Source organism: Chryseobacterium sp. GW821-FHT04C04 (genome assembly GCF_059420365.1).
Genome location: NZ_JBWKTO010000006.1, coordinates 23,251 through 48,088 on the forward strand (window position 1 = coordinate 23,251; position 24,838 = coordinate 48,088).

The window sequence follows — 24,838 nt, forward strand, 5'->3', positions numbered from 1 at the left end:
ACTTTTGAATATAAATCTGAGAAATTGTAGTAGTTCTACTACTTATTGTCGTAATTCTACGATAATAGATTTATATACATTTTTATAACATCCATTAATAAAGCGTTTTACGATATTTCCCATTTTTAAGATAAAAATAATTTTTACACCTGAAAGAGAAATAATCAGAGGATACAGGGGTAAAGTTTGTGATCATCGTTTCTAATTTCATCTTCACAGCACAAAAAAAAGCAGAAGTGGGTACTTCTGCTTTTGATATGATAAAATGAATTTCTTAATGCTTAGTATATTCCGGTTGTTCTCTTGGAATTCTTGTCGGTGTAAAATACTCATTAAGCCAGTAGAAAGTCTGCCCGTTTTGCTGGATCTTTACCGCAGGGTTATTTCTGTTGGCAAGCATTCTGTCTGCCAGATTTTTATAGTGTTGGAAATAATTTCTCACGGTTTCATTAGGAACAATTTTCGATTTTTTCCAGCCTTTCAGCTTGTACTTAGCCATCAGCTCTTCGTCAGAAAGGTCAAAACCTGTACTCATACCAATAGCGTAAGACATTGGCAGCTCATAAAGATCTCCTTTATCCAGGAATTTGATCGTTGGATTGTACTTCTTCAGCAATTTCACATACTCTTTCACTGCTCTCGCCTGATTAAAGTCTGCACGGCCTGCCTCGGTATTTCTGTATACTTCAGTATAAAAAGCTTTTAAGTTATCATACTCAGATTCAGAAATAAGAATCCCTTTTTCTATTCCTGGTGTAAAGTCTTTCAGATCTTTTGGAATGTATCCTTTTACAAGAAATGGACTTCCGTAGTTGATCAGCTGTGCCGCAATTCCTGCAGAAACCGGATTGGTAAGTCCTGGATACAGATATTTATATTTTAAATCAACATCTGTTCTTCCTGCACCTACTGATGAATGGAAATATTCATTAAGTGACTTATCAACAGTCTGATTGTCTAAAGTAACCTGTGAAATAAGGCTGTCAACAGATTTTTTCAGGAATCCTGGAGTTGTGATATCTCCTTTTTTAGGGAAAATAACAAATCCCTGAGACATACTCTGTTTAGGGTAAGCCAGAGAGAAGAATCCAGCATCACCTTCCACAAGGCTGAAGTTATTCTTGGTAAGAACATCATATTGGTTGATGATCTTTTGTTTTTTAAGTTCAGCAATATTTTTGGCCGTATTGGTCACCACATTTTCTGCCATCAATACAAAATCATTATAGTTATCTGATGATCTTGCATTGGTCTGGAACATGATCAGCCTTGCCTGAGCCTGAGTCAATGAGCTGATTACACTGTACATATTCCCGCTTTGGTTGGCAGAGGTCCCTACAGTCACTACAATATTGGTTTCATCAGAAACGTTAGAAAGAAGGTTTCCGGCTGCTGTAAGGGCTTCTCCTACCGGCTGATACCCATTATTGCTTGCGCAGTTCATTTCATTTGTTTTCTGATCAATAAATGTGGAGATCTTACTGTAGTCTGTACTAAGATTTGATACAGAAATATTCTCTCCACAAGGGTTATTTTTGTATAAAATCACACCGTATTTAACATTATTAAAATAAGATGGCTTTTCGAATCTAAGCTGTAGATCCTGCAGTAATGATTTTACGATAGGGGTATAAGGTGCATTTCCTGCACTTACGTCCAATGCAAAGACAATATTGATATTTTTATCTCTTTCTGTAATCTCTCTGTAACGGTCAAAATAAATAGGTTCACCCAGAACATTGGATACAAAGTTCTTGCTGTAATCTAAAATATTGGTGAAGTATTTTGTTTTGGAATCCAGGGTTGGAGCTTCTTCTAATGGCAAGCTTACAGGGAAAATATTTTCCAGAGGTTTTCTTTTGTTCACATCAGTCAGAAGAATTGCCGTTTTGTTTTCGGCGTCTGATGCAGATCCACCAGGATATCCTTCATGAATTCCCAAGGCAGAATCGTTGATCCCTGTTGTATTTTTAAGTTTAATAGCAGAACGTTCTCCCCAGGTAGAGATAACATTGGAACTCACCCATCCATAAAGGCCTTTACCAATGCTGTCTATATCTATTGAAGGCTTTTTACCTACTAAAAATCGCTTGTTATTTTCAGCTTGTTTATAGACATATACAATTTGTCCGTTTGGAATTTTCACCTTAGCTTCTTCAATAAGACTTGGTGAATTAAACACCATAATGGAGTCATTTTTATAGTACCTTTCAGCATTCTTGATGACTTCGCTGTTACTTGGCACTACTGCTACTCTTACAGGATATCCTGTTTTTTCGCTTTTTAAAGCATTGTTCCAAAGAAGAAGGTCAGATTCCGGAATCCAGCCATATGTTTTGATTGATTTTGACGAAACTTTTTTCATTAAAGCATCCGGAACATATTCCGCTACTTTTACCATTCCGTCTCTATGTTTTAAAACCATTAATGGCTCAAGGAATTTCACTTCTTTGTAAGATTTCTCGTCATCTTTATCTAAATAAGCCGTATTTCTTGATCTGTCTGAAATCACAATCCATGGAACTGACTTTTTAGGATAACCGTTAACGACAGGGGAAGCATCCACCTGCCCATACTGTGAAGGCTCCGGGGTTTTCTTTGACGGCAGCTTTACCTGGCAACTCGTCAATAATACTGATAACCCTATATAATATGCTGCTAGAGGAAATTTATTTTTCATCCTATTTTATCTTTTAATGATTGGCGCATCCGTAATATCGGACGATATTATTTGCTTTGGTTGATTTCTACTTTAGTTACACACTCCTGCTTATCATCCAGGTTTACTTTTACCGTCTGAATGACTGTATTTTTATCAAACTGAAGGCCTGCACAATACATGTAGAAGTTATTCACTTTGCTGTCATTTACCTTTACTACTGTATTTTCATTGTTACACAGGTAGGTTTTCAACAGGTAATTATAATGCATATTGAAGCTGTTTCCATTGGCGATCTGCTGCAGGTGATACTTGAAATCATTATCTACTTTTGCATAAGAGTCTTCTACAGACACTTCATCTTCTGCCAGAGCATCATAAGCCGGAAGAATTTTGATACGGTGATAAATAGGCTCCTGGGTTTCTTCAGTGTACAGGGTTACCAGATAATCTCCAGGTTTTTTATAAGAATAGATTGTAAATTTATCCTTCGCATCTGTATTTCCCGATTCTCCGAATTTCCATGCAAACTGCTTAGCGTCAGAAACGGCACGAAAAGTTACGTTCTCATTTTGCATAGCCTGAGTAACGGCTTCGATAGTAGTTGTAGATTTTGCACTATCTTTAGGCTTCTGTACGCTTCTTGCGCCTACCATTACAGGGAAGGATTTCGTATACTTATTGTCAACGATCAAGCTCACCTGATAATATCCCGGTTTATTATAGAAGTGAATTCCACTGTTTTTATCTGAAGTTGTCCCATCTCCGAAATTCCATCTTTTGGTTTTTGCAAATTGGGTTTTATCTTCGAATAAAAGGGTGTCTCCTACCGCCAGTGAAGACGGATAAACCACTCCAACAATATCATCGGCTGAATGGATTACTTTTTTCTGCAGCCACAGAACAACCAATGCTGCGATGAGCAGAGTTGCAATAACACCGATAATAATGTTCTTCTTGTTCTTTTGAAAATAATTCATAGTTAATAATTGTGATGTGTTTTATATGTAGTTCCTAGTATGTATTGCTTACTGTATTCTTGCTTTCAGATCTTGCTCACGTTGATAAAGCTTATTCTGCTTATCTTTAAATCCAATTCTGCATTCATCTACCTGTTTCTGGAAAATTTTGATGTCTTCCGAGGTTGTTGAAATGACTTTTTTGTCATCAAAATACATTTTGTAGAATTTGGCGATCTGAGGATAGGCATCTTTTCGGATATCAACAACGTCGGTACCATTGAAATAGCTGTTAAGGTCGTTGACCCCTAATTGAATATTATTTTCCACAAAAGGCTGTGGTCCGTCATTGGTCAATTTTGTTATCATGGCATAAGTACTGTCCATGATCGGCAGAACAACTTTTTGGTGTTGTTCAAATTCGGCTTTCTGCTCAAGATTCTGAATACCTCTTACATCTTCGTCTGAGAAGGGAGATACAAATCCTTTTAAAAAGATCACTCCCAAAAATAACATAGCCGTCACAAGCATCAGTATTAAATAAAAAAACTGATAATGCCTTTCTTTCTTAGATAGTGTAATTTGTCCTTGCATATCTTTTCTTTTTATCTTCTTCTTTTACTTCCGGTGAAATTTCTCGTAGGGTCTTTTCTAAGCTCATTATTGGTCACTTTTATTTTACCCATACATTCGTCGAGATCTCTTAAAACGGTTTTCTTCTGGTATTCCACTTCAATGATCTTGGCTTTCAAAGTCATCATCGGTACAATCTGCTTCATCAGTACAGCATAATGCTTAAAGCTCTGTGCACTGTCTTTACCCATAATATTTTTAGCATCCCTCACGTTATCCATAATACTGGTTCTGAGGAATACATCATTCTCCACCTTATTGATGTTAAGCTGGTTCATTTTGTCGTAAATATCATCAATGTGATCTCTCAGTACGTCACTTCGAAGCATCAGTTCTTTATACGCTTCGGCTTCACGGCTGATCCCCTCCCGCTGTATATCATAACTCTTAAAAAAGAGAAATAAGCAAGCAAAAGTTACAACCGACAAAGCGACAAAAGATAGTATAAACTTCCAAATGCCTATTCTGACGTCAGATTTGTTTAATTTTTTTTCCCTGTTAGAAGACATAATTTGCGATTTGTTTGGCCTGTGAAAGTATAAAAAAAAAATTTTATGCACAATACGTAATTTCCCCAAGCCTTTTTCGTGAAAACCCTGATTAACTTAATATTAATTTCTGCTTTGATAAGTTTTTCATAAATTAGACCTCTAAATTTTACAATATCATTTGCCAAATCGATATTAAGAATGAGCAAAATATTATCTAATACCGTACGTTTTTCTATTGCTGACAGTGATTTTTATTTTAAAAAAATAATGATCAAAACACTGATGGAAAATCCTTTCTATATGCTTCTGAATGATTGTAACAATGGACATGAGCTGGTAAACAGAATCTACAGAAGACAGGAGGACGTGTTCATTATTGAACTTTTTATGCCGGTATTAAGCGGGATTGAAGCAATCAAATACATCAGAAAAAACAATTCGGAAACTCCTATTATCACCTACTCCGGTACTTATCAGGAAGATATGGCCGAAATTCTTTCGAAGATTCCTAATATCTATTACTGTCAGAAAAAAAGTACCATCATCAAGGACATCATCAAAGGAGGCATTGCTTCTGAAGATTTTGATTACCAAGCCTATTCCAAGGAATGGGAGCAGCAACCGCTTGCTGTACAGGAATATATGGACAGGCAGAAAAAAGGACAGGAAGAGCTTTCTCCGGCTGAAATACAGCTGATGAGATTCTGTTATGAGGGATTCAGTAATAAGGAAATAGCAGAAAAGCTTAACCTGAGCACCAGGACTATTGACACCTATATCAACCGGCTTACAGAAAAGCTGGGACTGAAGACCAAGCTTCATCTTATCCGTTTCTGTGTGGAAAATGGATATTACAATTCCAGTTTATAAAAAATTATGATTTCAGATTCAAAATTTTGAATGCCGGATATCGGATGGAGACAGATTATTTTTTTTTCAAACACTCCATTGAAGATAAAATTCCCCTCAACACCTACTATTAAGCCATTTATTAAATTTTATTCATCAAAATTCTGTACCTTTATACCGCTATATTATTTTATTATTAAATTAACTTAGCCCTGCATTAATATGGTGTATACATTCAAAGCGCAAGTATTTGAATAAAAATATTTTGTCACTAATTTGCTAGTATTCAATTTTTTTAACTAAATTTGCACACCTAAAATTTAAAATTAAAATAAGGAAATGACAAAGGCAGAATTGGTAAACACCATCTCAAATAAGTTGGGAACAGAAAAGAATGAAACACAGAAAGTTGTAGAAGCTTTTATGCAGGAGATCAGAACTTCTATGTATAATGGGGATAACGTTTATCTAAGAGGTTTTGGATCTTTTATCATTAAAACAAGAGCTGCTAAAACAGGAAGAAATATTTCTAAGAACACTGCAATTGAGATTCCTGCTCATAACATTCCTGCTTTCAAACCTTCAAAATCTTTTGTAGAGAAAGTAAAAACTAAAGTTGCAGTAAAATAAGAACATTAACTGAATATTAACTAGTTACTAAAAAATTAAAATTATGCCAAGCGGAAAGAAAAGAAAAAGACACAAGGTTGCGACTCACAAAAGAAAGAAAAGAAGAAGAGCAAACAGACATAAGAAAAAATAATCTCCTTTTCTCGAGATTTACAATATAATAATATAGTTGGTGAATTTAAATTTAAAAAGTTCACTGACTATATTTTTGTTTGCAACTATATTAAGATTCCTCGGATGACGGAAGGTTTCAAATATTATTTTAATAAACATATAATGGTTTTCATTCAAAATCCTTATATTTAATAGATGAATTAATCGAGAAAAACATCCAATCCCTATAATCTTAACAATTTTATCTTATTAAAAAATGAAGAAAGAACTAATAGTTTCGCATGAAGATGATCTTACAAAGATTGCACTGCTGGAAGACGGAAGACTATGTGAACTTCATGAGCAAGAAGACAAAAGCGATTTTATAGTTGGAGATCTGTTTATAGGAAAAGTAAAAAAACTTGCGCCCAATCTGAATGCAGCATTCGTCAATATCGGATATGACAAGGATGCATTTCTGCATTATCAGGATTTGGGACCTCAGTATCTTACATACAGAAAGTTTTTGAAAGATACTATTTCTAAAAAACAAAGCACTTCGAGCTTAAAAAATTTCGAGATACAACCCGAAATAGACAAAAACGGAACAATAGATAAAGTAATTGCCAAGGACGATCTGGTCCTGTTACAAATTACTAAAGAACCAATTTCTACAAAAGGTCCTAGAATTTCTACCCAGATTTCATTGACAGGACGTTTTCTGGTTTTAATTCCTTTTGACAATAAAGTTTCTATATCCAAAAAGATCAGAAGCTTTGAGGAAAAAGAAAGACTGAGAACCCTAATTGACAGCATCAAACCTGAGGGATTCGGCGTTATTATCAGAACTGTAGCAGAAGGAAAAAAAGTAGCCGACCTTCACAATGACATGAATCAACTGGTTCAGAAATGGGAAAGCACTTTTAAAAATATCCAGAAAAATAAAGTTCCGTCTAAAGTTTTAAGCGAAGAAGACAAAGCTTCAGCTATTTTAAGAGACAATTTTAATCAGGATTTCGTGAGTATCATCTGCGACGATGAACAGATGGTAAGCGAAATGACAAATTACGTAGAAGTAATTGCCCCTGAAAAGAAAAACATTGTCCAGTTTTATGATTCCCATATTCCTCTTCTGGAATATTACAATGTTGAAAAACAGCTTAAACAGAGCTTTGGAAAACACGTTAACATTCCAAGTTCTAAAGGCGCTTATCTTGTTATTGAACACACAGAAGCACTTCACGTCGTTGACGTCAACTCCGGAAACAATATTACTACCGGAACCGCTGTCAATAAAGAGCATGCACTGAAAGTGAACAAAATGGCCGCTACTGAGATCGCACGACAGCTTCGCCTCCGCGATATGGGAGGAATCATCGTTATCGATTTCATAGATATGCCAAATTCTGATCACCGAAGAGATCTCTACGAGCACTTGAAAGAGGAAATGAATCGCGACAAAGCTCGCCACAAAATACTTCCTCCTAGTAAATTTGGTCTGATCCAAATCACCAGACAAAGAAACCGTCCGGAAAAACAGATCGAAACCAAAGAAGAAAACCCGAACAAAGACGGAGAAATTGTTGCTCCGATTGTCATCGTGGAAAGAATGGGTGAAACCTTAAGAAACATTCTGCAGAAAGAAAAAGGAAAAGTCTACCTGCATGTACACCCATTTGTGGAAGCCTACCTTACAAAAGGCATCAAAAGTATCCAAATGAAATGGTTTATCAAATACAAAAAATGGGTAACCATCGTTCCAAGAGATTCTTTTAAATATTTAGAATACAAAATTTACAATTCCAAAAAAGAAGAATTGATAGAATTTTCTAATTAAGACAAAATTTAAAACCTTCAGTTGTACTGGAGGTTTTTTTGTTTTATATTTATAAGTATAGAATATGTGATTGGCAATTTAAGTTTTGGCTAAAGCCAATGGATACCTATTATTTGCTACATGGATTAAAATCCACCCCCTATTGAATTTTAATAACAAAATCTTTTATCTTTTATCTTTTATCTTTTATCTTTTATCTATGAAAAACCACCATTACAAAATCACCATTCAATGGACAGGCAATAAGGGAACAGGAACAAGCGGCTATAGAGATTACGAAAGAAGTCACGTAATTTCAACAGAAAATAAAACCGTAATTGACGGTTCTTCCGATCCTGCATTCCGTGGTGATACAACGAAACATAATCCGGAAGATTTGTTTTTGTCTTCTCTTTCTGCCTGCCATATGCTTTGGTATCTTCACTTCTGTTCTGAAGCCGGGATTATTGTAACCGACTATACTGATGAAGCAACAGGTATAATGACGGAAACAGCAAGTGGAAGCGGGCATTTTACAGAAGTTACTTTGCATCCTGAAGTAACTGTTGCGGAAGCATCAATGATGGAAAAAGCAGAGCAGCTTCATCATAAAGCCAACGAATATTGTTTCATTGCCAATTCGGTTAATTTTCCGGTAAAGCATATCCCCATTATGTTAGTTAAATAAATTAACAATCAAAAATTACATCTAAAAACAATGATGGATAGTATATTTTAACAACAATAACTCTAAAAAACTCCACAAAAAGAGAATTATTTAATAAAAAATCAACAATAACAACGTTTTACCATCAATAAAAACACAATAAATTGAAAATATTTGTCAATTTTATTCAAAATGTAAAGTTTTTTTCCTATTTTTATATAAATAAAACAAACCATGATGAAACCAAGATTGACCATTTTTGATGAACCCATGCTTTACACTGAGGGGTTATCAAGACTGCTTACACAAAGCAAAATTTTCAGCACAATTGACACTTGTAATTCTTTAGAAACCCTCTCCAAAAACTTAAAAAAAGATCCTCCGGAAATGCTTGTTATGAGCTCCAATATGCTAATGCTTACGGAAATCTGCAAGTTGGTAGAAAGTATTATCTCTGAACATAAAAGCACTAAGATCACCATCATTGGAAACTCATATGATATGATCGATATCCGGAAACTTTTCAACAAAGGGATTAAGGCTTATCTCGACAAAAACTGTACATATGATGAGTTCCTGAAATCCATTCATGTTTTACTTCTTAATGAGATCTACATTTGCGACCATGCAAAGGAAAGAATGATCAATTTTATCAGCAGTGAACAGGAAAAACCCAATCCTCACATCAAAGAACCGCTTACCCGCCGCGAAATGGAAATTCTTAAACTTATATGTGACGGAAACAGCAGTAAAGATATATCTGAAAAACTTTTTATCAGCATCAACACGGTAGAAACACACCGAAAAAGAATTCTTTTGAAACTCAATGCGAAAAACTCAGTCGGAATTGTAAAATATGCTATTGAAAACCATATTATTGACTGAAAATCTCCCATGAACAACTCAAAAAAATTCCAAACTTTACCGTCTGGAATTTTTTTGTGCCTGAATTCGGTCTTTTGAATCAGACAGACAACTCATTATTGAGCTTTTTTAAGGCCGGAAGTGAGGCAAAGAGATCAGAAACTGAGGAATGAAAAAGCGTATGTTACTTTTATCCTTGTTGTTTTATCTGCAAACAACTCAAATTCTAATCTCAAGCTCACCTCCTGGAACTTTAAACCTTAAAACCTGGACTTTATCATAGTAATAATCATCTTTTATTTGAAAAGCCCATCTATTAAATGTCAATGAAAATGACAAACAACATTAAACTTAAAACATTAAACCCTGAATTTTTGAACCTTACTCATAATCCGGCATTTCTCCATTGCTGAAAAGTGAAGCACGGGTAAGATCTGTCAAACTACTGGTCAGGTCGATTACCATCACATTTCTCTGGGAAATATTGTCATTGGAAGTATTCATAAAAATGACCTGTGCATTATTCGGTGAGAATCTTGGATCAAGATCATTGGTACCCATCACTTTTTCGCTTTCAGCAGAGATATCACTTACGACATCGCTAACCAGATTATAAATGAAGATATGCGAATCGAGCTGACGGTAGTTTCCGCTACCATCCACATACCCTGAAACATCACGGGTAAACAGAAGAAGCTGCCCATCTACAGAAAAATTCAGCCCACCACTCGCTCCTACAGAACCGGATAATACCGTTTTAATGGTATTCCCTGTGGTATCTATCACATAAATTTTCGTGTTATAACCGTTATAATCATTGGTTTTCAAAGCAATTTTACTTCCGTCATAGCTCCAGTCACATTCGGAGATCAGACTTCCGTCCGGAGTGGTATACACCAAACTCAGCCCGCTTCCGTCTTTATTGATCCTGTACAGTTTATTAAAGTTTGAATAAATAAGCTCTTTACCATTCGTACTCCAGGCAAAATCCATCTCATAGTTATTAAAACCTGCTACAGGCACCGTTGTTACTTTAAAGGGATTGGAACCATCCGGATTGGCAGTATAAATATGAGTGCTTCCCCCTTCTGTACGGAGAAATGCTATAAGACCTGCATTATTGTTTTTACGTGGCCGCCAGCTGTTGTAGGAAGAATTGGTAAACTGGAAGTTATTTCCCTGATCGTCGCTGGATATGATGATGAAGTTTCCATTCTGTTTTTGTGTATAATGATACCGGTTGGCGGGAACTGTATTGGTCGTAAATTTACTGATAGAGCTTAAAACTGGCTGGTGAATGCCGTCCGAAACAGACACCTGCCAGAAGTAACTTACACCAAACTTCAAATTTGAAAGCGTATAATGATTCGCTTTCAAATCATTAACCTGAATCACATTAGTGTCAAGATTATTTTTAATTGCCAAACTGTATTTCAAGACATCCGCTGTATCGGGATCTGTTGCGCTCCAGGTTAATTCAACGCTCAAAGGTTGATTGACTGCGTTATCTATCGGACTTAACAACTGAGGTGTAGCAGGAGGAGAATTCAATGATGTATCATCATCCATCTCAAAAACTACCGTTACCACCTGATTTTGATTCTGTATATTGACAGACTGGAAGCTGGTAATATATCCTGAAAGTTCTGCTTTCACAGAGTAATTACCTACGGGCATGGCCGCGATCTCAAAAGAACCGTCCGTACCACTGAATACCGTCTGTGTCGTAGGATTGGTGAAAATTTTCACATTAGGAATCGGCACATTACTGCCTCTTTTTACGACTTTTCCTTTTAACATTCCTGTTTGAGCCTGTTCTACAAGGTCTTCACTGCATGAAAACAGACAAAAAGCAAAGATGAATATGCTGAGTATTTTAATTAAAGTTTTCATAATTCGTGTTTTTATTTGTTTCCGAAGTAAAAATTGATTCCTATAGCAAAGCGTAAAGCCTGATCTTTTCTTTTCCCGTTAACGAGGCCTTCCCAGTTATCTTTGAAACCTAGGTCATATTGAGCGGAAGCTCTCAGTGAAACATTCTGGTTGATCATATATTCCAGTCCGCCACCGACTTGTGCTTTATATTGAGGTTTGTATTTTGAATACATCGCTCCTGCCCCTCCGTATATGTATGGACTAAATCTGTATTTTGGGAAAAGCAGATATTCCAGGTTCACTTCAGGACCATAATAATTTCTTTTCACAATATTTGAATTTTCCAGCGTAAAATAATTACCGTTTACTTCTACATTCAGGTAAGGAGTAAGGAAATATTTGAATCCTACTTTGCCTCCAACGTTCATTTTAGGGTCTACATAATCGTCTCGGACTTTCTGACCTTCAACATTGGCAAATACGGAAAATTTCTGTCTGTAATTATCTGGAAATCTGCCACCGACTGCTCTTCCGTTATTTTGTTCCTGTTCACTATTATATTCGCTAATTAATGCCTGATATGGGCCATTAGCATCCACAGCTTTTCCCCATATTTTATCTCTTATCCCTTCTACAATGAGAGATTTCACAGCTTTTTCAATAGCTTCAGTTACGGCAAGCTGAACGGGCTCATTTTGAGTGAGGCCTACCTCAGCTTCCAAAAGTCTTTCCGTATCAATATATCTGAAAAAACTTCCATTGACGCTGGTTGAAAGTATTGTTTTGGAGGTATAAACAGTCTTAAGAATTTCTCCGTTGAGAGTAGAAACAGCACGAAGGTAAATCGTAATTCTGTCCTGGCGGTACTGTGTGGAAGCTCCGATTCCGAAATATCTGGCTCCAAGTCCTCCGGTCAGAATATTGCTGTCGTAAGAAATGACACCGCCTTCAAGAAGAATTCCGGCATACAAAAGAGGGGGAAGTGACTGGCTGTTTTTGTCTGCATCCTTTATATACTCCTGTCGTGTGGAGCGGATGATTTGTCTTTCATTGAGAAGATTGGCAATGTTTTCTCTTTCGATAGGGATAAACCAATGGCTGTCTTCTAATGCTTTGATGAGAATGGTAGTGGTTCCCTGAGGAACTGCCGTACTCCAGTTATTTCCGTTTTCAGAAGGCTTATACTGGCCGGTCTGGTCCCGGAATTTGTAGACTCCTATTACAATCTTCTCTTTGGGAAGCGGGAGATTTTTCAATTCTGCGGTAGAAGAGGTAACCTCTCCCATCGTTGGTTTTTCGGGATCCGAAGGTAAACCAAATATTGAACTACAAGCCTGCAGAATGCATAGCAGGAAAGTACAGAAAAAGATTCTGGTGTAAGTGTAGGTTGTCATGGTAAGTTATTTTTAGTTATTTCCTATTTTGGGATTACGATCTCGGACTGATCGCCATTGCTGGTATCCAAAATATTGATTAAAAGTCCCTGATTAGTATTGGTGATCTGTAGATAAAGTGATCCAAAAAGATAATTTCCAGGCTTTATATTTCCATCACCAAACTGTTCATCAAACAGTTTTCTTGAAAGTTCACTGAGGATTTGTCTGTTGAGACTCTGGGTAAAACTGTCAAGAGAGTTTACACGATCTAGCAAATCTGTATAATCATTTTTTTCATCAAATTGATTTTGTGCATTAGCAGAGCTTAAAAGCCACTGATAATTAAACGTATCTCCTCCAAAAGCCGGATTCACCGGTTTATAGACGAGCTGCTGAGATTTTCCGTAGAAAATACCCGCGATAAAGGTCAAAATAATGATAAGGGTTTTCATGGCGGACATTTTTAGTAAATGAATTCATTTTTAATAAGGTTTTTCTTTGCGTTAAATTCTTTGATATATTTTAAGCTATAGGTCAGCTGTTCTTTTAAATAATCTTCTGCAGGATTGGTCATAAAACTGTAAATAATTTTATCCTCAATCTGAATATTGATCTGGCCGCTTGTCCCACGAAGGGGAAGTTCTGTAATCGTAACGGCACTGCTGCTTTTATCCGGCAGCTGGCTATACTGCATATAAAACAGATCATAAAAGTCTTTCCCAACCTTTGTTTTGGTTTCATCAATGGTAAGCCCTCTCAGTTCATAGGCAGCATCTTCTTCTATTTTTGCTGTTTTCTTTTTAAAAAGATCGCTGTTAAGCTCCAGGCTATCTTTCGCTACCAATTTCTGGGTTTCTTCATCCCTGATATAAAGGAAAGCTTTCAAGGCATCTTTTGAATCTAGATTGACGCTGATCTCTGACAGTACTTTGACTTCATTGGGATTAACCGAAAATTTACCACTCTGCTGATTGTTTGAAAGGTTTCCTCCGTTTCCTTTTTTAATAGAAACCAAAAGATAATTCAGTTCCTTGTAAACGGCGGTATTATTCATTACAACTGCTTTCAATATAATTTGATTTTCAAGGAGGCTGCTCTCTATCCTTGCATTTACTTTTTTATCTTCCTGCCCATAAACCCATACAGACAGGAAGGTAAAAAAAGTGCTCAGGCTTAGGGAATATAAAATTTTCATCATTGGTGTTTTAATAATTTCTCATGAAAACTGTTTTATTGTCTCCCTTTACATTGATCTGAATTCCATCCGAAATACTGTTGCTTCCTGTAACATCAATAATGTTATTGTTCCCTTGTGCAGTAATGGCGGCTTTTGTTTCTTTATCTGTAAATGAGTTGATAAAATAGAGGGTATTGAAATCTCCCAGCTGTTTTACTACAATATTTGTATGGGCGTTAAGAGAAAGCTCGGCATTGTTATAATCTCCTATCTGAATAATATTGGAACCGAAAGAACTCTGATCAATCTGCTGCCTGGCTATAAGATTTAAGATTGTATTACTGTTGACCTTATCCCAGTCTATTTCCTGTGCCTGCAATCGCAGTAGCGCGAAAAGAGCAATAGCACTCCATTTTAAAGTAGACATGGCCTATTTTTGTTTTATACATTCATGCAAACCGGAGAAAAGTGAAGGTGAAAAAGGAGAAACCCTGTAGTTTCTCCCTTACAATTTCTAAGATTTACAGTATGTGTTATAGGGCTTAATTGGATTGATTCACAATCATTGAGTTTCCGTTACCCATCTGAGTTCCTACATGGATATGAGAATCACCAGTCTGAGTTACCCAGGTAAAGTTACCGTTACCCATTTGAAGGTCAATAGCTGTGTTAGAATCTCCTACCTGGAACTGATAAAGTTGGTTGGCATTACCGGCTTGTATTCCTACAGAAGTGTTATCATCTCCTACCTGAACTGAAGCAGCAATATTTCCATTACCTACTTGTGCGTGAGTAGCACTGTTATCATTACCATCCTGGTACTGAACAAGAACGTTATTGGCTCCTACCTGAACTCCGCTGGCGTCATTTCTTCTTCCCAACTGAATCTGATATGCATCATTACCGCTACCTAGCTGAATAGCTGAAGCGTCATTTCTTCTTCCGTCCTGATATTGAACGACAGAGTTACCTAATCCGATCTGTACTGAAGAAGCACCATTTCTTCTTCCGATCTGAGTTTGCTCTGTAGAATTAAGTATTCCAAGCTGCCAAGTTGAAGCAGAGTTTCTGTTTCCCATCTGGCTCACATCATTTGTGTTTCCGACACCTACCTGATCCACATCTATAGAGTTTCTGTTTCCGATACTTTGCGCAGTGTTGACATTTAAAATTCCAACCTGATCAATGTCTGCAGTATTACGATTCCCTGTTTGTGTTAAAGAATTGATGTTCAAAAGACCAGTCTGGTCTACAGTAGCAACATTTAAGTTTCCTGTTTGGGTAGTCACATCAATATTAAATTGAGCGAATCCGAAACTCATGGCGAATAGTGTAAGTACACCTGTAAGTAAATTTTTCATCTTAGTAAAAATTAATTGGTTAATAGTAAGGCAAAGGTAGCTCCTCCATCAAAGTGAAAAACCACCATCAAAGTGTAAATTTCAAAAGTCACTGTTTACGGGTGTAAGGGTCACCAATTGCCGTTGTAAGGAAATCATTGTTTTCAGTGAGGGGAAAACACGATCTTCATTTTCAGCGCTAAAAGTAAGCCAGTTCATGGTGAATATTAAGGTCGCTTTGACCATCATTCTCACTCATTGTTCCCAATTTTCCATCAGCCTTGAAACATCACAGTTCAGGGTTTTAAACACTTTACGTCATCAGATCCTCAAAAATTATTTTCAAAATAAAATTGACTATTGCTATTAAAATTCAGGTTTAAAGATTAAGATGTAACGTTCTTTATTCTTTGCTCGATACTCATCATTCATTAGCGAAACAAAATCGATCACAAAACATCTTTTCATACTAATATTTGCATAGGTTAATTAATGTTAAGGCCCTTATTTCTTCAAGATATATTGCTAAATTTGAGCTATGGAAAATTTTGGAAAAGATTTATTGAGAAAAATAAAAAGCGTGGAACTTCCCGGTGAACACGCGCATGGAGTCTTCTCTCCCCCATCCCGACCCGTTTTTACGTATGATGAAGTACTGGCAAAAAATCCCAAATTTGCAGCGGTCAATATTGTATTATATCTGAAAGACAACGAGTGGTATTTTCCATTGATTCAAAGAACCATTAATGAGCATGACAGACACAGCGGACAGATATCGCTGCCTGGAGGAAAGCGTGAGGAAATGGACAGGGATTTTGCTGAAACCGCAGTAAGAGAAACTTCTGAAGAAATCGGAATTGATAAACATTATGTAAGGATTATCAGAGAAATGTCTCCCATCTATATTCCACCAAGCAATTTTTACGTATACCCTTATATTTCCTATACTAAAAAGAACCCTGCTTTCGTTCTACAGCAAAGGGAAGTGGTTGAAACCATAGAATTTCCCATCACTTCCTTCTTAAACCTGTCGGACACCCCCGAAATGATGGACCTTCCGAATGCAAGCGGACATGAAGTCCCAGTCATTAATTTCAACGGATATATTATCTGGGGAGCTACAGCGATGATATTAAGTGAATTCAGCCAGTTGCTGAAAAAAATGTAACTTTGCACTACCGTGTTTAATTGAGAGATGGCGAAGAAAAATATTTTCACCGATGCATTCGGAACCCCTTATTTTTTGAAAAGGTTTATTATTTTTATTTTAGGAGTTGTATCATACAGAAGATTCAACGGCTTTAATAAGTTAAAAATAACCGGGACAGAACACCTTGTGGATCTTCCGGACTCTAACGTGCTTTTTGTATCCAACCATCAGACCTATTTTGCAGATGTGGCAGCAATGTACCATGCTTTCTGTGCTGTAAACAATGGATACTTGAACACGATCAAAAATCCGATCTATCTCTTGAACCCAAAGATTGATTTTTACTATGTTGCAGCTGAGGAAACCATGAATAAAGGTATTCTTCCTAAAATTTTCAAAATTGCTGGCGCTGTAACGGTAAAAAGAACATGGAGAGCAGAAGGGAAAAATGTCAACAGAATGGTAGACATGAGCGAGGTAGACAATATTATGAAGGCACTAGACAATGGATGGGTAGCTACCTTCCCTCAAGGAACTACTTCCGCTTTTGCACAGGGACGAAGAGGAACAGCCAAATTAGTAAAAAATCAGCGTCCTATTGTCATTCCTATTAAAATAAACGGATTCAGAAGAGCTTTTGATAAAAAAGGACTCCGCGTAAAAGTAACTGGTGTAAAACCTACGATGGAATTCAAGGCTCCTTTGGATATTGATTATGACAACGAAAAAGCACCGGAAATTTTATTGAAAATCATGACTGCCATTGAGCAGACAGAGGATTTCAACCTATTACACAGTTATGATGAAGAACTTAAAGCTAAAAAATTAGAACAAAAGGACTCAAATAATTAAAGTAAAGACAAAAAATTATGAACAAAATACTTGGAATCTTATTCGCAGTCATAGTATTAGTTTCATGCAACAGCCAAAAGGTATATTCGGATTTTGATATCAGCTATTCGAAAAGCGGTGGCTTTGCTCCTATTTATGAAAATCTGCTTATAAAAGGTAATAATGTACATTATTCTTTTGAAAGCCAGGGAAAGAAACATAAGCAGGATTTTAAAATTTCCGATGAAGATTTAAAAAAACTGGATCAGGTTCTTTCTCAGAATAATTTCAGAAGAATACAGGAAGACCGTAAAAAATTATACGACAATATTTCAACTTCCATCAACATCAAGAAAGGTCCTAATGAAGGCAGTAAATCAGATGCCAGTATGATCATTACAAACTATCAGACCAATTGGAACAATATTCTTGAAGCTTTCCAGCAGATCATTAATACTAATGTTAAAAAACAGTAAATACAATTGAAAACCCACTTCATTGCTATTGGCGGAAGCGCCATGCATAATCTTGCGATCGCATTAAAAGACAAAGGATATCAGGTGACAGGTTCTGATGATGCTATTTTTGAGCCTTCAAAATCCCGATTAGAAAAGAAAGGAATCCTACCTCAGGAAATGGGCTGGTTCCCGGAAAAAATCACTCCGGATATTGATGCTGTCATTCTTGGGATGCATGCACATCAGGATAATCCTGAGCTGGCAAGAGCAAAAGAACTGGGGCTGAAAATATATTCTTATCCGGAATTTTTGTACGAGCAGTCTAAAAATAAAACCCGAGTAGTTATTGCAGGGTCTCATGGTAAAACAACCATTACCTCAATGATTCTTCACGTTTTGAATTTCCACCAGAAAGAAGTGGATTTCATGGTTGGAGCTCAGCTTGAAGGTTTCGACTGCATGGTAAAACTGACACAGGATAATGACTTCATGGTATTGGAAGGTGATGAATACCTTTCTTCTCCTATCGACCTTCGTTCAAAGTTTTTACTGTATCAGCCGAATATCGCTTTAATGAGTGGTATTGCATGGGATCATATCAATGTTTTCAAAACATTTGATGATTATATTGATCAGTTCAGAAAATTTGTGGCAAGTATTACAGCAGGTGGAGTTCTGGTGTACAATGAAGAAGATGCTGAAGTGGTGAAAGTAGTGGAAAATGCTGAAAACTATTTCAGAAAAATTCCTTACAAAACTCCTGAATACGAAATCAATAACGGTAAAGTCTATTTAAAAACAGAAATGGGAGATGTTCCGCTTTCTGTTTTTGGAGCACACAACCTTTTGAATATGGAAGGAGCAAGACATATCTGCCGACAGCTGGGTATTATGGATGAAGATTTCTATGAGGCTATTATGAGTTTCAAAGGAGCATCCAAACGTCTTGAAAAAGTAGAAAGAGAGGATAAAGGAACACTTTATAAGGATTTTGCCCATGCACCCAGTAAGGTGAAGGCAGCTGTAAAAGCATTTGCAGAACAGTTTAAAAACGATAAGAAATATGGATTTCTGGAACTTCACACCTATTCCAGCTTAAATCCGGCTTTCCTTGAGCAATATGACCACGCAATGGACGGTCTGGAAGAGGCTGTAGTTTTCTACTCTGAAGATGCTTTGAAGATCAAAAGAATGGAACCCATCTCTCCTGAATTCATCAAAGAAAAATTCAAAAATGAAAAGCTAAGAGTTTTCACAAATGCTGAAGATCTTCATACCTACTGGAATACATTGGATAAAACAGATGGTGTTTATTTAATGATGAGTTCCGGAAATTTCGGTGGTCTTGATTTAACAAAATAATGATTATCTATACAGAGATCATTTAAAAGTTCTCAACATACTAAAAAACTCCTTTCCGCTGAAAGGAGTTTTTTATTTTTCAAATAAAACAAATTAGTATAATAATCCGAATATGAATCATAATTATTTTATGATAAAATAATTATGAGTAAAAAATAGTTATAAATAAACAAATACAACTATAAATTTAATTTTAATATAAAATCACAAAACATTAACAATCAATACATTACATTTAATATTGTAAAATATTTTATATATTTGGTACACAAAAAAGCATAAAAATGAAAAAAGCTATCTTATTTATTATTTTACCTTTTGCTGCAAATGCTCAAGTTGGGATCGGAACAACTGCTCCGACAAAAACTCTTGATATTAATGGAGAACTACGCATCCGCACATTACCTATAGGAGTGGCTGCCGATGATATACTCTCTACTGATGCCTCTGGAAATGTAAGAAAGATTGCCAGAACTGACCTTAGTGGTGGATCATCATCCGGATTCAATAATTCCATACTAGGATATGATCCTAAACCAGTAGCGACAAGACCTCAACCACCAGGTTCAGTACCGGGAGGAGGTACTGCTACTGAGCTAGGCTGTAAAAAATGGGCAGGAAATAATCATACCTATTGTGCTTATCAACTCTCACAGGCTATCAACTGGTTCAATGCATTCAGTTTTGGAAAACAAATGGGTGGATATCTGGTTACCATGCCTAATGATGCTGAAAGAATGTGGGTGAATACCAATATTTTAGCTTCAGGAACTGGCTATAACCTGGCCAACAATGTATGGATTGGCTTTAATAAAATTCAGAGACCGGGAAATCCGGATCAGCTTCAATGGATCACGGGAGAAGAATTCAGAATCAACTGGTCTACCAATCCTGCCACTACAGAAAACTGGTTTAATCCGGGAGAACCCAACAACTCAGGAGGTGTAGAAGGAGCAACCCACATATTTCCAAGCAGTACAAATGCTGAAAGAAGATGGAATGATTTAAGTGGTACACTGACTTCGAGTTCCAGTATTTCTATGAACCAGCTTATTATTGAGTTTAATGAATAAGAATCGCACCTATGAAAAAATCAATTTTACTATTCATTATATTACCTTATCTCGCAAGTGCTCAAGTTGGAATTAATACAACTGCTCCAACAAAAACACTTGACATCAATGGAGAGTTACGAACCCGTACTTTACCCCAAGGTGCTGCAGCTGATGATATACTCTCTGCCGATACCAATGGAAATGTAAGAAAGATTGCAAGAACTGACCTTAGCAGCGGAACAGCATCTGGATTCAATAATTCCATACTAGGATATGATCCTATACCCGTCGCGACAAGGCCTCAGCCACCAGGTTCAGTACCGGGAGGGGGTACAGCCACTGAACTAGGATGCAAAAAATGGACAGGAAACAACCATACCTATTGTGCTTATCAGCTTTCACAGGGAATCAACTGGTTCAATGCATACAGTTTTGGGAAGCAAATGGGAGGTTATCTTGTTACCATGCCTAATGATGCGGAAAGGATCTGGGTTGCAACCAATATCGTAGCTTCCGGAACAGGCTATAACTTAGTCAACAATATATGGATTGGCTTTAATAAAATTCAAAGACCTGGTAACCCGGACAGACTTCAATGGATTACGGGAGAAGAGTTCAGAATGAACTGGTCTACCAATCCTGCCACCACAGAAAACTGGTTTGCAACAGGAGAACCTAATAATTCCGGTGGAACGGAGGGATCTACTCATATTTATAATGCTGCCGGAAACACGGAAAGGAGATGGAATGACTTAAGCGGGGCAACCACTACTTTTACCGGCTCGGCAATGAACCAGCTTATCATTGAATTCAGTGAATAAAAAACAATAAAAGAGCTTCAGAGTATAATCTGAAGCTTTTTTATTAAGGAGTATGTCTAGTTATTCAATCTCTTGTTATTGGTCAGCTCAATACTTTTTATGGAGCCTACTGGTGAAATTTTTATCGTTTTACTTCCTTTAGCCAGATAAATATAATACATACTGTTGGACCCTATCAGATGAACCAATTCAGACTTTTCATCGTTATAATCTAATGTATAATCATATTTAAGCCTGTTTTCCTTTATTCTTTTGGTTAATGTCATCCCTTCACCCCATCCTATTCCTACGAAGAAAGACAATAACATCATGGCCAGAAATCTTACAAACATATTGGTAAAATGATTCTCAATAGCTTCTTTACTCATGCTTTCATGTTCTTTAAGAGATGCCATTTTTAATGCCCACTTTTTATTCTTACTACTTTGTTTTGATAAATAAGATGGAAAGGCAAATGAAGACACCACTATAATAATGAGAGCGATCAATATGGCCGGATGAGATGCCAACGTAGCAATCGGGCTTATCAGGATGTCCATTATGGTGGAATATTTTAGAATATTGATGCCCATCTGGTAGTAGAAAACACTTTCCTTTAATATTCCCATTACGACAAGAAAAAGATATCCGAACGGAAGTGATCTTTGAATTCCTTCTGAAAATTTCATTTATATTTTCTCTGGTTTTAGTTTTAATATTTGATCTAATTGATATTCCGAAGTATTTTAACAAAAAACCTAACTTTCTGGTACATCAAATGATTCTTATCCACGAAAATATAAAATTATCCTCAATTTGAAAGCATATCGATCTATCTTTCACATTCTCTGATCAGTTTTGCCAAGATCTCCTCTGTAGAAAGTTCACTATATTGATGAATAGACTGTCCTATCCAAATTCCTACGAATTCCAGATTCTGCAGAGATTTCGCTGCTTTACGTAAAGCGTTGGTCAATTTATTCTGATAAGGATAGGGTAAAATATATTCTGAGTGCTCAACAATCTCTATAAATTTATTTCTCACTCCTCTGGCATACCTTCCGGAGAAACTTTTCGTTAACATAATCTCATTTTCTCCTACCCTTTTAAGACGTTCTTTTTCAAAAGGCTGCAAGGCACTTTCCTGGGAAGCCAATAAAAGATTCCCCACCTGAAATCCTTGTGCTCCCAAATCTTTAACAGCCTGTAAGGTTTTTGCTCCATAAATTCCCCCAGCATAGATCAAAGGTACTTTTACATGATCATAAACTTGTGATAACAAAGATAACCCTCCGATCTGCGGAATATTTTCGGCTTCGAAACTTCCTCTGTGGCCACCCGCTTCTATCCCCTGAACACAGATGATATCAATACCGGATTTTTCAAGAAGTAAAGCTTCTTTTACAGAGGTACAGGTTCCGATAAGAATGACTCCGTTTTCTTTTAATTTTTGAATACTCTGATCATCAAGATTCCCAAACGTAAAGCTCACAATCCTGCAGTCTTCCTCAATAATGGCATCCACCTGCTCATGATAGCTGTTTATGTTGAGATCTTCAATATCTGGTAGGTTAACATCAATATTATTCTCTTGAGCAAGCTGCTCGATAAAACGTTTGGTCCTAACAAATTTTTCTTTTAAAGCCTCTGTTACTTCAGGAATGTGATGTACAAAAATATTTGTGGAAAAAGGTTTGTCTGTAAGTTTTTTCGTTTCCCTGATAAGTTCTATAGATTGATCCGCTGACAGATCTGCCAGTGCCAATGATCCCAGACAATCTGCTTTTGCAGCTGCAGCCACCATCTGTACCGTACTCACTCCAAACATCGGAGCCTGAATCACAGGATATTTTACCCCTAATCTTTTACTGATTGTATCCGGCCAAAACATAAGAATTATTTGTATTAAAATTTACGAAGAATGAAGCAATGCCTATTATTAAATAACATGATATTGCTCACTATTGAAAAGTGGTAAAAAAACTTATTTAGCCTTCCTGAGCTCTTTGTAATACAACTTTGATTCTGCATCAAGTTTTTCTGTAGCATAAAAAAATGTGGCAGCAGGCATTGTTTTCGCGTAAGTAGTAAGAAAACTTTCTAATTTATTTTGGTCTTTTTTCCCAGCTTCTCTTACCCAGCTTCCTACCGCTTTATTCACGAGTTCGTTGGGATCATTGATAAGTATTTCCGCAATGGCAAAAGTATCATGTACATCATTTTCCCTGATAAATGCATGAGTACTTACAATAGCTGTTCTTCTTTCCCACGGGCTATCGGAATGCGCAAGCTGGTATAAAACATCCCTGGGCTTATCAATAAGATATTCTCCGATAATATGACGGGCTGCTCGGTCTACAAAATCCCAGTTATTCAATCGGTCGTGGCGGTTCAGATACAAATTATACAGCTGTTTCTTTTGATTTTCAGACGTTTTTTTACTTCTGGCCTGGAAATCCATAATACTCACCGCCCCCATTCTTATTTCATAGAAATCACTATCAAGAAGTTTATTGATCTCTTCCAAAGACATCCCAGAAAACTCTTTAGCCGTAGTAAAGACATCTCCGAATTTCACTCCGAAGCTTTTGGTAACACCATCGTTTCCCTTGAAAAATTTCTCCACTTTATCGGTCTCTTTTTCATTCTTAAACAAGGCGAGTGTTTCTATGAATTCTTTTGCCGTCATGGGTAGTATTTATTTAAAATCCCACAGACTTCAGAATCCCTCAGATTTTCGATCTGTACATTCATGAAAGCTGTGGGAGCTATTTTATTTTAAATTTTAAAACTAAATATCTGCTACAGAATTTAGCATTTTTTGTTCCCATTCCGGATCTTTAGGATCAAAGAATAATCTTTTCCCTGTATCTAAAGAACGAACAACATTCATTTCATCTTCTGTCAGTTCAAAATCAAATACATTAAAGTTTTCTTCTATTCTTGAGGGTGTCACCGATTTTGGAATGACTACAAATCCTTCCTGCAGGTGCCATCTCAGGATTACCTGTGCAACTGTTTTACCATATTTCTCTGCAATCGCTTTTAGATCTGCATTGCTTAAAAGATTGGCATTTCCATTTCCTAGCGGGCTCCACGGCTGTGTTACGATATTATTTTCTCTGTCATAGACCTGCAATTCTTTCTGCTGGAATACAGGGTGAAGCTCAATCTGGTTGATTACCGGCAAAACAGTAGAGTTAGCTTTCAACTCCTCCAGTTTTTCGATGGTAAAATTACATACCCCTATTGCTTTGATCTTTCCTTCTTGATAAAGTTCTTCCAAAGCCTTCCATGTTCCCAGGAAGTCTCCATACGGCCAGTGGACAAGATACATATCAAGATAATCCATCTGTAATCTGTCTAATGTTCTTTGAAAAGCGCTTTTTGTCTTTTCATATCCATGATCCTGAACCCATACTTTTGAAGTGATAAACAAGGTATCTCTGTCTACTCCACTATTTTTTACCGCAGCACCCACTGCTGTTTCGTTTTGATAAATAGCTGCCGTATCAATCATTCTATATCCTGTCTGAATTGCTTTGATTACTGCATTCTCGCATTCTTTCAAGTCTTCCATCTGCCATACTCCAAAGCCTAAAGCTGGAATATCTACTCCGTTATTTAAAGTTACCACAGGCTGTCCTGTATAGGTTTTCTTTTGCATAAGTCTTTATTTTAGTTATTAATATAAAGTGATAAACAAATTTGCGACAAAAAATCGAAAATTCTGCTTACCAATTTTACTGTTTC

The 24,838-nt window shown here is 36.6% G+C and carries 25 protein-coding genes; 11 read left to right on the forward strand and 14 right to left on the reverse strand.

Features of this window, described 5'->3' with window-relative positions; genetic code table 11:
- Positions 1–274: 274 nt before the first annotated feature.
- The 4 genes from tssR to tssO are packed head-to-tail and all read right to left on the reverse strand — an operon-like array spanning position 275 to position 4,760.
- Positions 275–2,680 (reverse strand): type VI secretion system protein TssR domain-containing protein, encoded by a 2,406-nt coding sequence (gene tssR / locus AC07UM_RS19585; RefSeq protein WP_494684286.1) that lies wholly within the window; start codon positions 2,678–2,680, stop codon positions 275–277.
- 47 nt (positions 2,681–2,727) lie between these two features.
- Complete coding sequence (locus AC07UM_RS19590) at positions 2,728–3,639, reverse strand: PKD domain-containing protein (RefSeq protein WP_103231495.1); 912 nt, start codon at positions 3,637–3,639, stop codon at positions 2,728–2,730.
- Positions 3,640–3,687: 48 nt separating this feature from the next.
- On the reverse strand, positions 3,688–4,212 hold the full coding sequence (locus tag AC07UM_RS19595; RefSeq protein ID WP_494684287.1) for a type VI secretion system transmembrane protein TssO: 525 nt from the start codon (positions 4,210–4,212) through the stop codon (positions 3,688–3,690).
- Between the two features lie 11 nt (positions 4,213–4,223).
- Positions 4,224–4,760 (reverse strand): type VI secretion system TssO, encoded by a 537-nt coding sequence (gene tssO / locus AC07UM_RS19600; RefSeq protein WP_103231493.1) that lies wholly within the window; start codon positions 4,758–4,760, stop codon positions 4,224–4,226.
- 180 nt (positions 4,761–4,940) lie between these two features.
- Here tssO and AC07UM_RS19605 point away from each other — a divergent pair, with 180 nt between their 5' ends.
- The 5 genes from AC07UM_RS19605 (at position 4,941) to AC07UM_RS19625 (ending at position 9,682) form a co-directional block, all read left to right on the forward strand.
- Complete coding sequence (locus AC07UM_RS19605; RefSeq protein WP_103231492.1) at positions 4,941–5,612, forward strand: response regulator transcription factor; 672 nt, start codon at positions 4,941–4,943, stop codon at positions 5,610–5,612.
- 318 nt (positions 5,613–5,930) lie between these two features.
- A complete protein-coding gene (locus AC07UM_RS19610) occupies positions 5,931–6,221 on the forward strand; it encodes an HU family DNA-binding protein (protein ID WP_002984212.1) in 291 nt (96 codons plus the stop codon).
- A gap of 370 nt (positions 6,222–6,591) precedes the next feature.
- Positions 6,592–8,151, forward strand: coding sequence for an Rne/Rng family ribonuclease (locus AC07UM_RS19615; protein ID WP_109738679.1), 1,560 nt, complete (start codon positions 6,592–6,594; stop codon positions 8,149–8,151).
- A 199-nt stretch (positions 8,152–8,350) separates the two neighbouring features.
- Positions 8,351–8,818: an OsmC family protein gene (locus tag AC07UM_RS19620; protein WP_494684288.1), complete on the forward strand. Its 468-nt coding sequence runs from the start codon at positions 8,351–8,353 to the stop codon at positions 8,816–8,818.
- Positions 8,819–9,031: 213 nt separating this feature from the next.
- Positions 9,032–9,682 carry a response regulator transcription factor gene (locus tag AC07UM_RS19625; RefSeq protein WP_494684289.1) on the forward strand — a complete coding sequence of 217 codons (651 nt, stop codon included), beginning with the start codon at positions 9,032–9,034 and terminating at the stop codon, positions 9,680–9,682.
- A 360-nt stretch (positions 9,683–10,042) separates the two neighbouring features.
- Here the strand turns inward: AC07UM_RS19625 and AC07UM_RS19630 are convergent, their stop codons facing one another.
- The 6 genes from AC07UM_RS19630 to AC07UM_RS19655 all read right to left on the reverse strand — a co-directional run bounded on the left by AC07UM_RS19630 (position 10,043) and on the right by AC07UM_RS19655 (position 15,450).
- Positions 10,043–11,554, reverse strand: coding sequence for a carboxypeptidase-like regulatory domain-containing protein (locus tag AC07UM_RS19630; RefSeq protein ID WP_494684290.1), 1,512 nt, complete (start codon positions 11,552–11,554; stop codon positions 10,043–10,045).
- A gap of 11 nt (positions 11,555–11,565) precedes the next feature.
- Positions 11,566–12,930, reverse strand: a complete 1,365-nt coding sequence (locus tag AC07UM_RS19635; RefSeq protein WP_494684291.1) for a CsgG/HfaB family protein — start codon at positions 12,928–12,930, stop codon at positions 11,566–11,568.
- Positions 12,931–12,953: 23 nt separating this feature from the next.
- A complete protein-coding gene (locus AC07UM_RS19640; RefSeq protein ID WP_494684292.1) occupies positions 12,954–13,364 on the reverse strand; it encodes a curli production assembly/transport component CsgF in 411 nt (136 codons plus the stop codon).
- An 11-nt stretch (positions 13,365–13,375) separates the two neighbouring features.
- Positions 13,376–14,110 (reverse strand): CsgE family curli-type amyloid fiber assembly protein, encoded by a 735-nt coding sequence (locus AC07UM_RS19645; RefSeq protein ID WP_494684293.1) that lies wholly within the window; start codon positions 14,108–14,110, stop codon positions 13,376–13,378.
- Positions 14,111–14,117: 7 nt separating this feature from the next.
- Complete coding sequence (locus AC07UM_RS19650) at positions 14,118–14,516, reverse strand: hypothetical protein (protein ID WP_494684294.1); 399 nt, start codon at positions 14,514–14,516, stop codon at positions 14,118–14,120.
- A 115-nt stretch (positions 14,517–14,631) separates the two neighbouring features.
- Complete coding sequence (locus AC07UM_RS19655; RefSeq protein WP_494684295.1) at positions 14,632–15,450, reverse strand: RIP homotypic interaction motif-containing protein; 819 nt, start codon at positions 15,448–15,450, stop codon at positions 14,632–14,634.
- Positions 15,451–15,967: 517 nt separating this feature from the next.
- Here AC07UM_RS19655 and AC07UM_RS19660 point away from each other — a divergent pair.
- The 6 genes from AC07UM_RS19660 (at position 15,968) to AC07UM_RS19685 (ending at position 21,106) form a co-directional block, all read left to right on the forward strand.
- The gene (locus AC07UM_RS19660; RefSeq protein ID WP_494684296.1) at positions 15,968–16,597 is read left to right on the forward strand and encodes an NUDIX hydrolase; all 630 of its coding nucleotides are present in this window, start codon (positions 15,968–15,970) and stop codon (positions 16,595–16,597) included.
- Between the two features lie 27 nt (positions 16,598–16,624).
- Entirely contained in the window at positions 16,625–17,431 is an 807-nt protein-coding gene (locus tag AC07UM_RS19665) for a lysophospholipid acyltransferase family protein (protein WP_047373745.1), read from the forward strand.
- Between the two features lie 17 nt (positions 17,432–17,448).
- Entirely contained in the window at positions 17,449–17,886 is a 438-nt protein-coding gene (locus tag AC07UM_RS19670; protein ID WP_494684297.1) for a hypothetical protein, read from the forward strand.
- A gap of 6 nt (positions 17,887–17,892) precedes the next feature.
- Complete coding sequence (locus AC07UM_RS19675) at positions 17,893–19,230, forward strand: UDP-N-acetylmuramate--L-alanine ligase (protein WP_494684298.1); 1,338 nt, start codon at positions 17,893–17,895, stop codon at positions 19,228–19,230.
- A gap of 284 nt (positions 19,231–19,514) precedes the next feature.
- Positions 19,515–20,303 carry a C-type lectin domain-containing protein gene (locus AC07UM_RS19680; protein WP_494684299.1) on the forward strand — a complete coding sequence of 263 codons (789 nt, stop codon included), beginning with the start codon at positions 19,515–19,517 and terminating at the stop codon, positions 20,301–20,303.
- 11 nt (positions 20,304–20,314) lie between these two features.
- A complete protein-coding gene (locus AC07UM_RS19685; RefSeq protein ID WP_494684300.1) occupies positions 20,315–21,106 on the forward strand; it encodes a C-type lectin domain-containing protein in 792 nt (263 codons plus the stop codon).
- 56 nt (positions 21,107–21,162) lie between these two features.
- Here the strand turns inward: AC07UM_RS19685 and AC07UM_RS19690 are convergent, their stop codons facing one another.
- The 4 genes from AC07UM_RS19690 to AC07UM_RS19705 all read right to left on the reverse strand — a co-directional run bounded on the left by AC07UM_RS19690 (position 21,163) and on the right by AC07UM_RS19705 (position 24,752).
- Positions 21,163–21,774 (reverse strand): hypothetical protein, encoded by a 612-nt coding sequence (locus AC07UM_RS19690; RefSeq protein WP_494684301.1) that lies wholly within the window; start codon positions 21,772–21,774, stop codon positions 21,163–21,165.
- Between the two features lie 143 nt (positions 21,775–21,917).
- Positions 21,918–22,976 carry an NAD(P)H-dependent flavin oxidoreductase gene (locus AC07UM_RS19695; protein ID WP_494684302.1) on the reverse strand — a complete coding sequence of 353 codons (1,059 nt, stop codon included), beginning with the start codon at positions 22,974–22,976 and terminating at the stop codon, positions 21,918–21,920.
- 93 nt (positions 22,977–23,069) lie between these two features.
- A complete protein-coding gene (locus AC07UM_RS19700) occupies positions 23,070–23,774 on the reverse strand; it encodes a DNA alkylation repair protein (RefSeq protein ID WP_494684303.1) in 705 nt (234 codons plus the stop codon).
- Between the two features lie 102 nt (positions 23,775–23,876).
- A complete protein-coding gene (locus tag AC07UM_RS19705) occupies positions 23,877–24,752 on the reverse strand; it encodes an aldo/keto reductase (RefSeq protein ID WP_494684304.1) in 876 nt (291 codons plus the stop codon).
- Between the last annotated feature and the right edge of the window lie 86 nt (positions 24,753–24,838).

What these genes read in the sequence shown, in the direction of transcription:
- AC07UM_RS19640 (WP_494684292.1), bottom strand. Translation starts at nt 13,364, where the DNA reads ATGAAAACCCTTATCATTATTTTGACCTTTATCGCGGGTATTTTCTAC.
- AC07UM_RS19660 (WP_494684296.1), top strand. Translation starts at nt 15,968, where the DNA reads ATGGAAAATTTTGGAAAAGATTTATTGAGAAAAATAAAAAGCGTGGAA.
- AC07UM_RS19590 (WP_103231495.1), bottom strand. Translation starts at nt 3,639, where the DNA reads ATGAATTATTTTCAAAAGAACAAGAAGAACATTATTATCGGTGTTATT.
- AC07UM_RS19700 (WP_494684303.1), bottom strand. Translation starts at nt 23,774, where the DNA reads ATGACGGCAAAAGAATTCATAGAAACACTCGCCTTGTTTAAGAATGAA.
- AC07UM_RS19655 (WP_494684295.1), bottom strand. Translation starts at nt 15,450, where the DNA reads ATGAAAAATTTACTTACAGGTGTACTTACACTATTCGCCATGAGTTTC.
- tssR (WP_494684286.1), bottom strand. Translation starts at nt 2,680, where the DNA reads ATGAAAAATAAATTTCCTCTAGCAGCATATTATATAGGGTTATCAGTA.
- AC07UM_RS19705 (WP_494684304.1), bottom strand. Translation starts at nt 24,752, where the DNA reads ATGCAAAAGAAAACCTATACAGGACAGCCTGTGGTAACTTTAAATAAC.
- AC07UM_RS19690 (WP_494684301.1), bottom strand. Translation starts at nt 21,774, where the DNA reads ATGAAATTTTCAGAAGGAATTCAAAGATCACTTCCGTTCGGATATCTT.
- AC07UM_RS19645 (WP_494684293.1), bottom strand. Translation starts at nt 14,110, where the DNA reads ATGATGAAAATTTTATATTCCCTAAGCCTGAGCACTTTTTTTACCTTC.
- AC07UM_RS19695 (WP_494684302.1), bottom strand. Translation starts at nt 22,976, where the DNA reads ATGTTTTGGCCGGATACAATCAGTAAAAGATTAGGGGTAAAATATCCT.
- AC07UM_RS19620 (WP_494684288.1), top strand. Translation starts at nt 8,351, where the DNA reads ATGAAAAACCACCATTACAAAATCACCATTCAATGGACAGGCAATAAG.
- AC07UM_RS19595 (WP_494684287.1), bottom strand. Translation starts at nt 4,212, where the DNA reads ATGCAAGGACAAATTACACTATCTAAGAAAGAAAGGCATTATCAGTTT.
- AC07UM_RS19630 (WP_494684290.1), bottom strand. Translation starts at nt 11,554, where the DNA reads ATGAAAACTTTAATTAAAATACTCAGCATATTCATCTTTGCTTTTTGT.
- AC07UM_RS19635 (WP_494684291.1), bottom strand. Translation starts at nt 12,930, where the DNA reads ATGACAACCTACACTTACACCAGAATCTTTTTCTGTACTTTCCTGCTA.
- AC07UM_RS19625 (WP_494684289.1), top strand. Translation starts at nt 9,032, where the DNA reads ATGATGAAACCAAGATTGACCATTTTTGATGAACCCATGCTTTACACT.
- AC07UM_RS19680 (WP_494684299.1), top strand. Translation starts at nt 19,515, where the DNA reads ATGAAAAAAGCTATCTTATTTATTATTTTACCTTTTGCTGCAAATGCT.
- AC07UM_RS19650 (WP_494684294.1), bottom strand. Translation starts at nt 14,516, where the DNA reads ATGTCTACTTTAAAATGGAGTGCTATTGCTCTTTTCGCGCTACTGCGA.
- AC07UM_RS19670 (WP_494684297.1), top strand. Translation starts at nt 17,449, where the DNA reads ATGAACAAAATACTTGGAATCTTATTCGCAGTCATAGTATTAGTTTCA.
- AC07UM_RS19665 (WP_047373745.1), top strand. Translation starts at nt 16,625, where the DNA reads ATGGCGAAGAAAAATATTTTCACCGATGCATTCGGAACCCCTTATTTT.
- AC07UM_RS19615 (WP_109738679.1), top strand. Translation starts at nt 6,592, where the DNA reads ATGAAGAAAGAACTAATAGTTTCGCATGAAGATGATCTTACAAAGATT.
- tssO (WP_103231493.1), bottom strand. Translation starts at nt 4,760, where the DNA reads ATGTCTTCTAACAGGGAAAAAAAATTAAACAAATCTGACGTCAGAATA.
- AC07UM_RS19685 (WP_494684300.1), top strand. Translation starts at nt 20,315, where the DNA reads ATGAAAAAATCAATTTTACTATTCATTATATTACCTTATCTCGCAAGT.
- AC07UM_RS19610 (WP_002984212.1), top strand. Translation starts at nt 5,931, where the DNA reads ATGACAAAGGCAGAATTGGTAAACACCATCTCAAATAAGTTGGGAACA.
- AC07UM_RS19605 (WP_103231492.1), top strand. Translation starts at nt 4,941, where the DNA reads ATGAGCAAAATATTATCTAATACCGTACGTTTTTCTATTGCTGACAGT.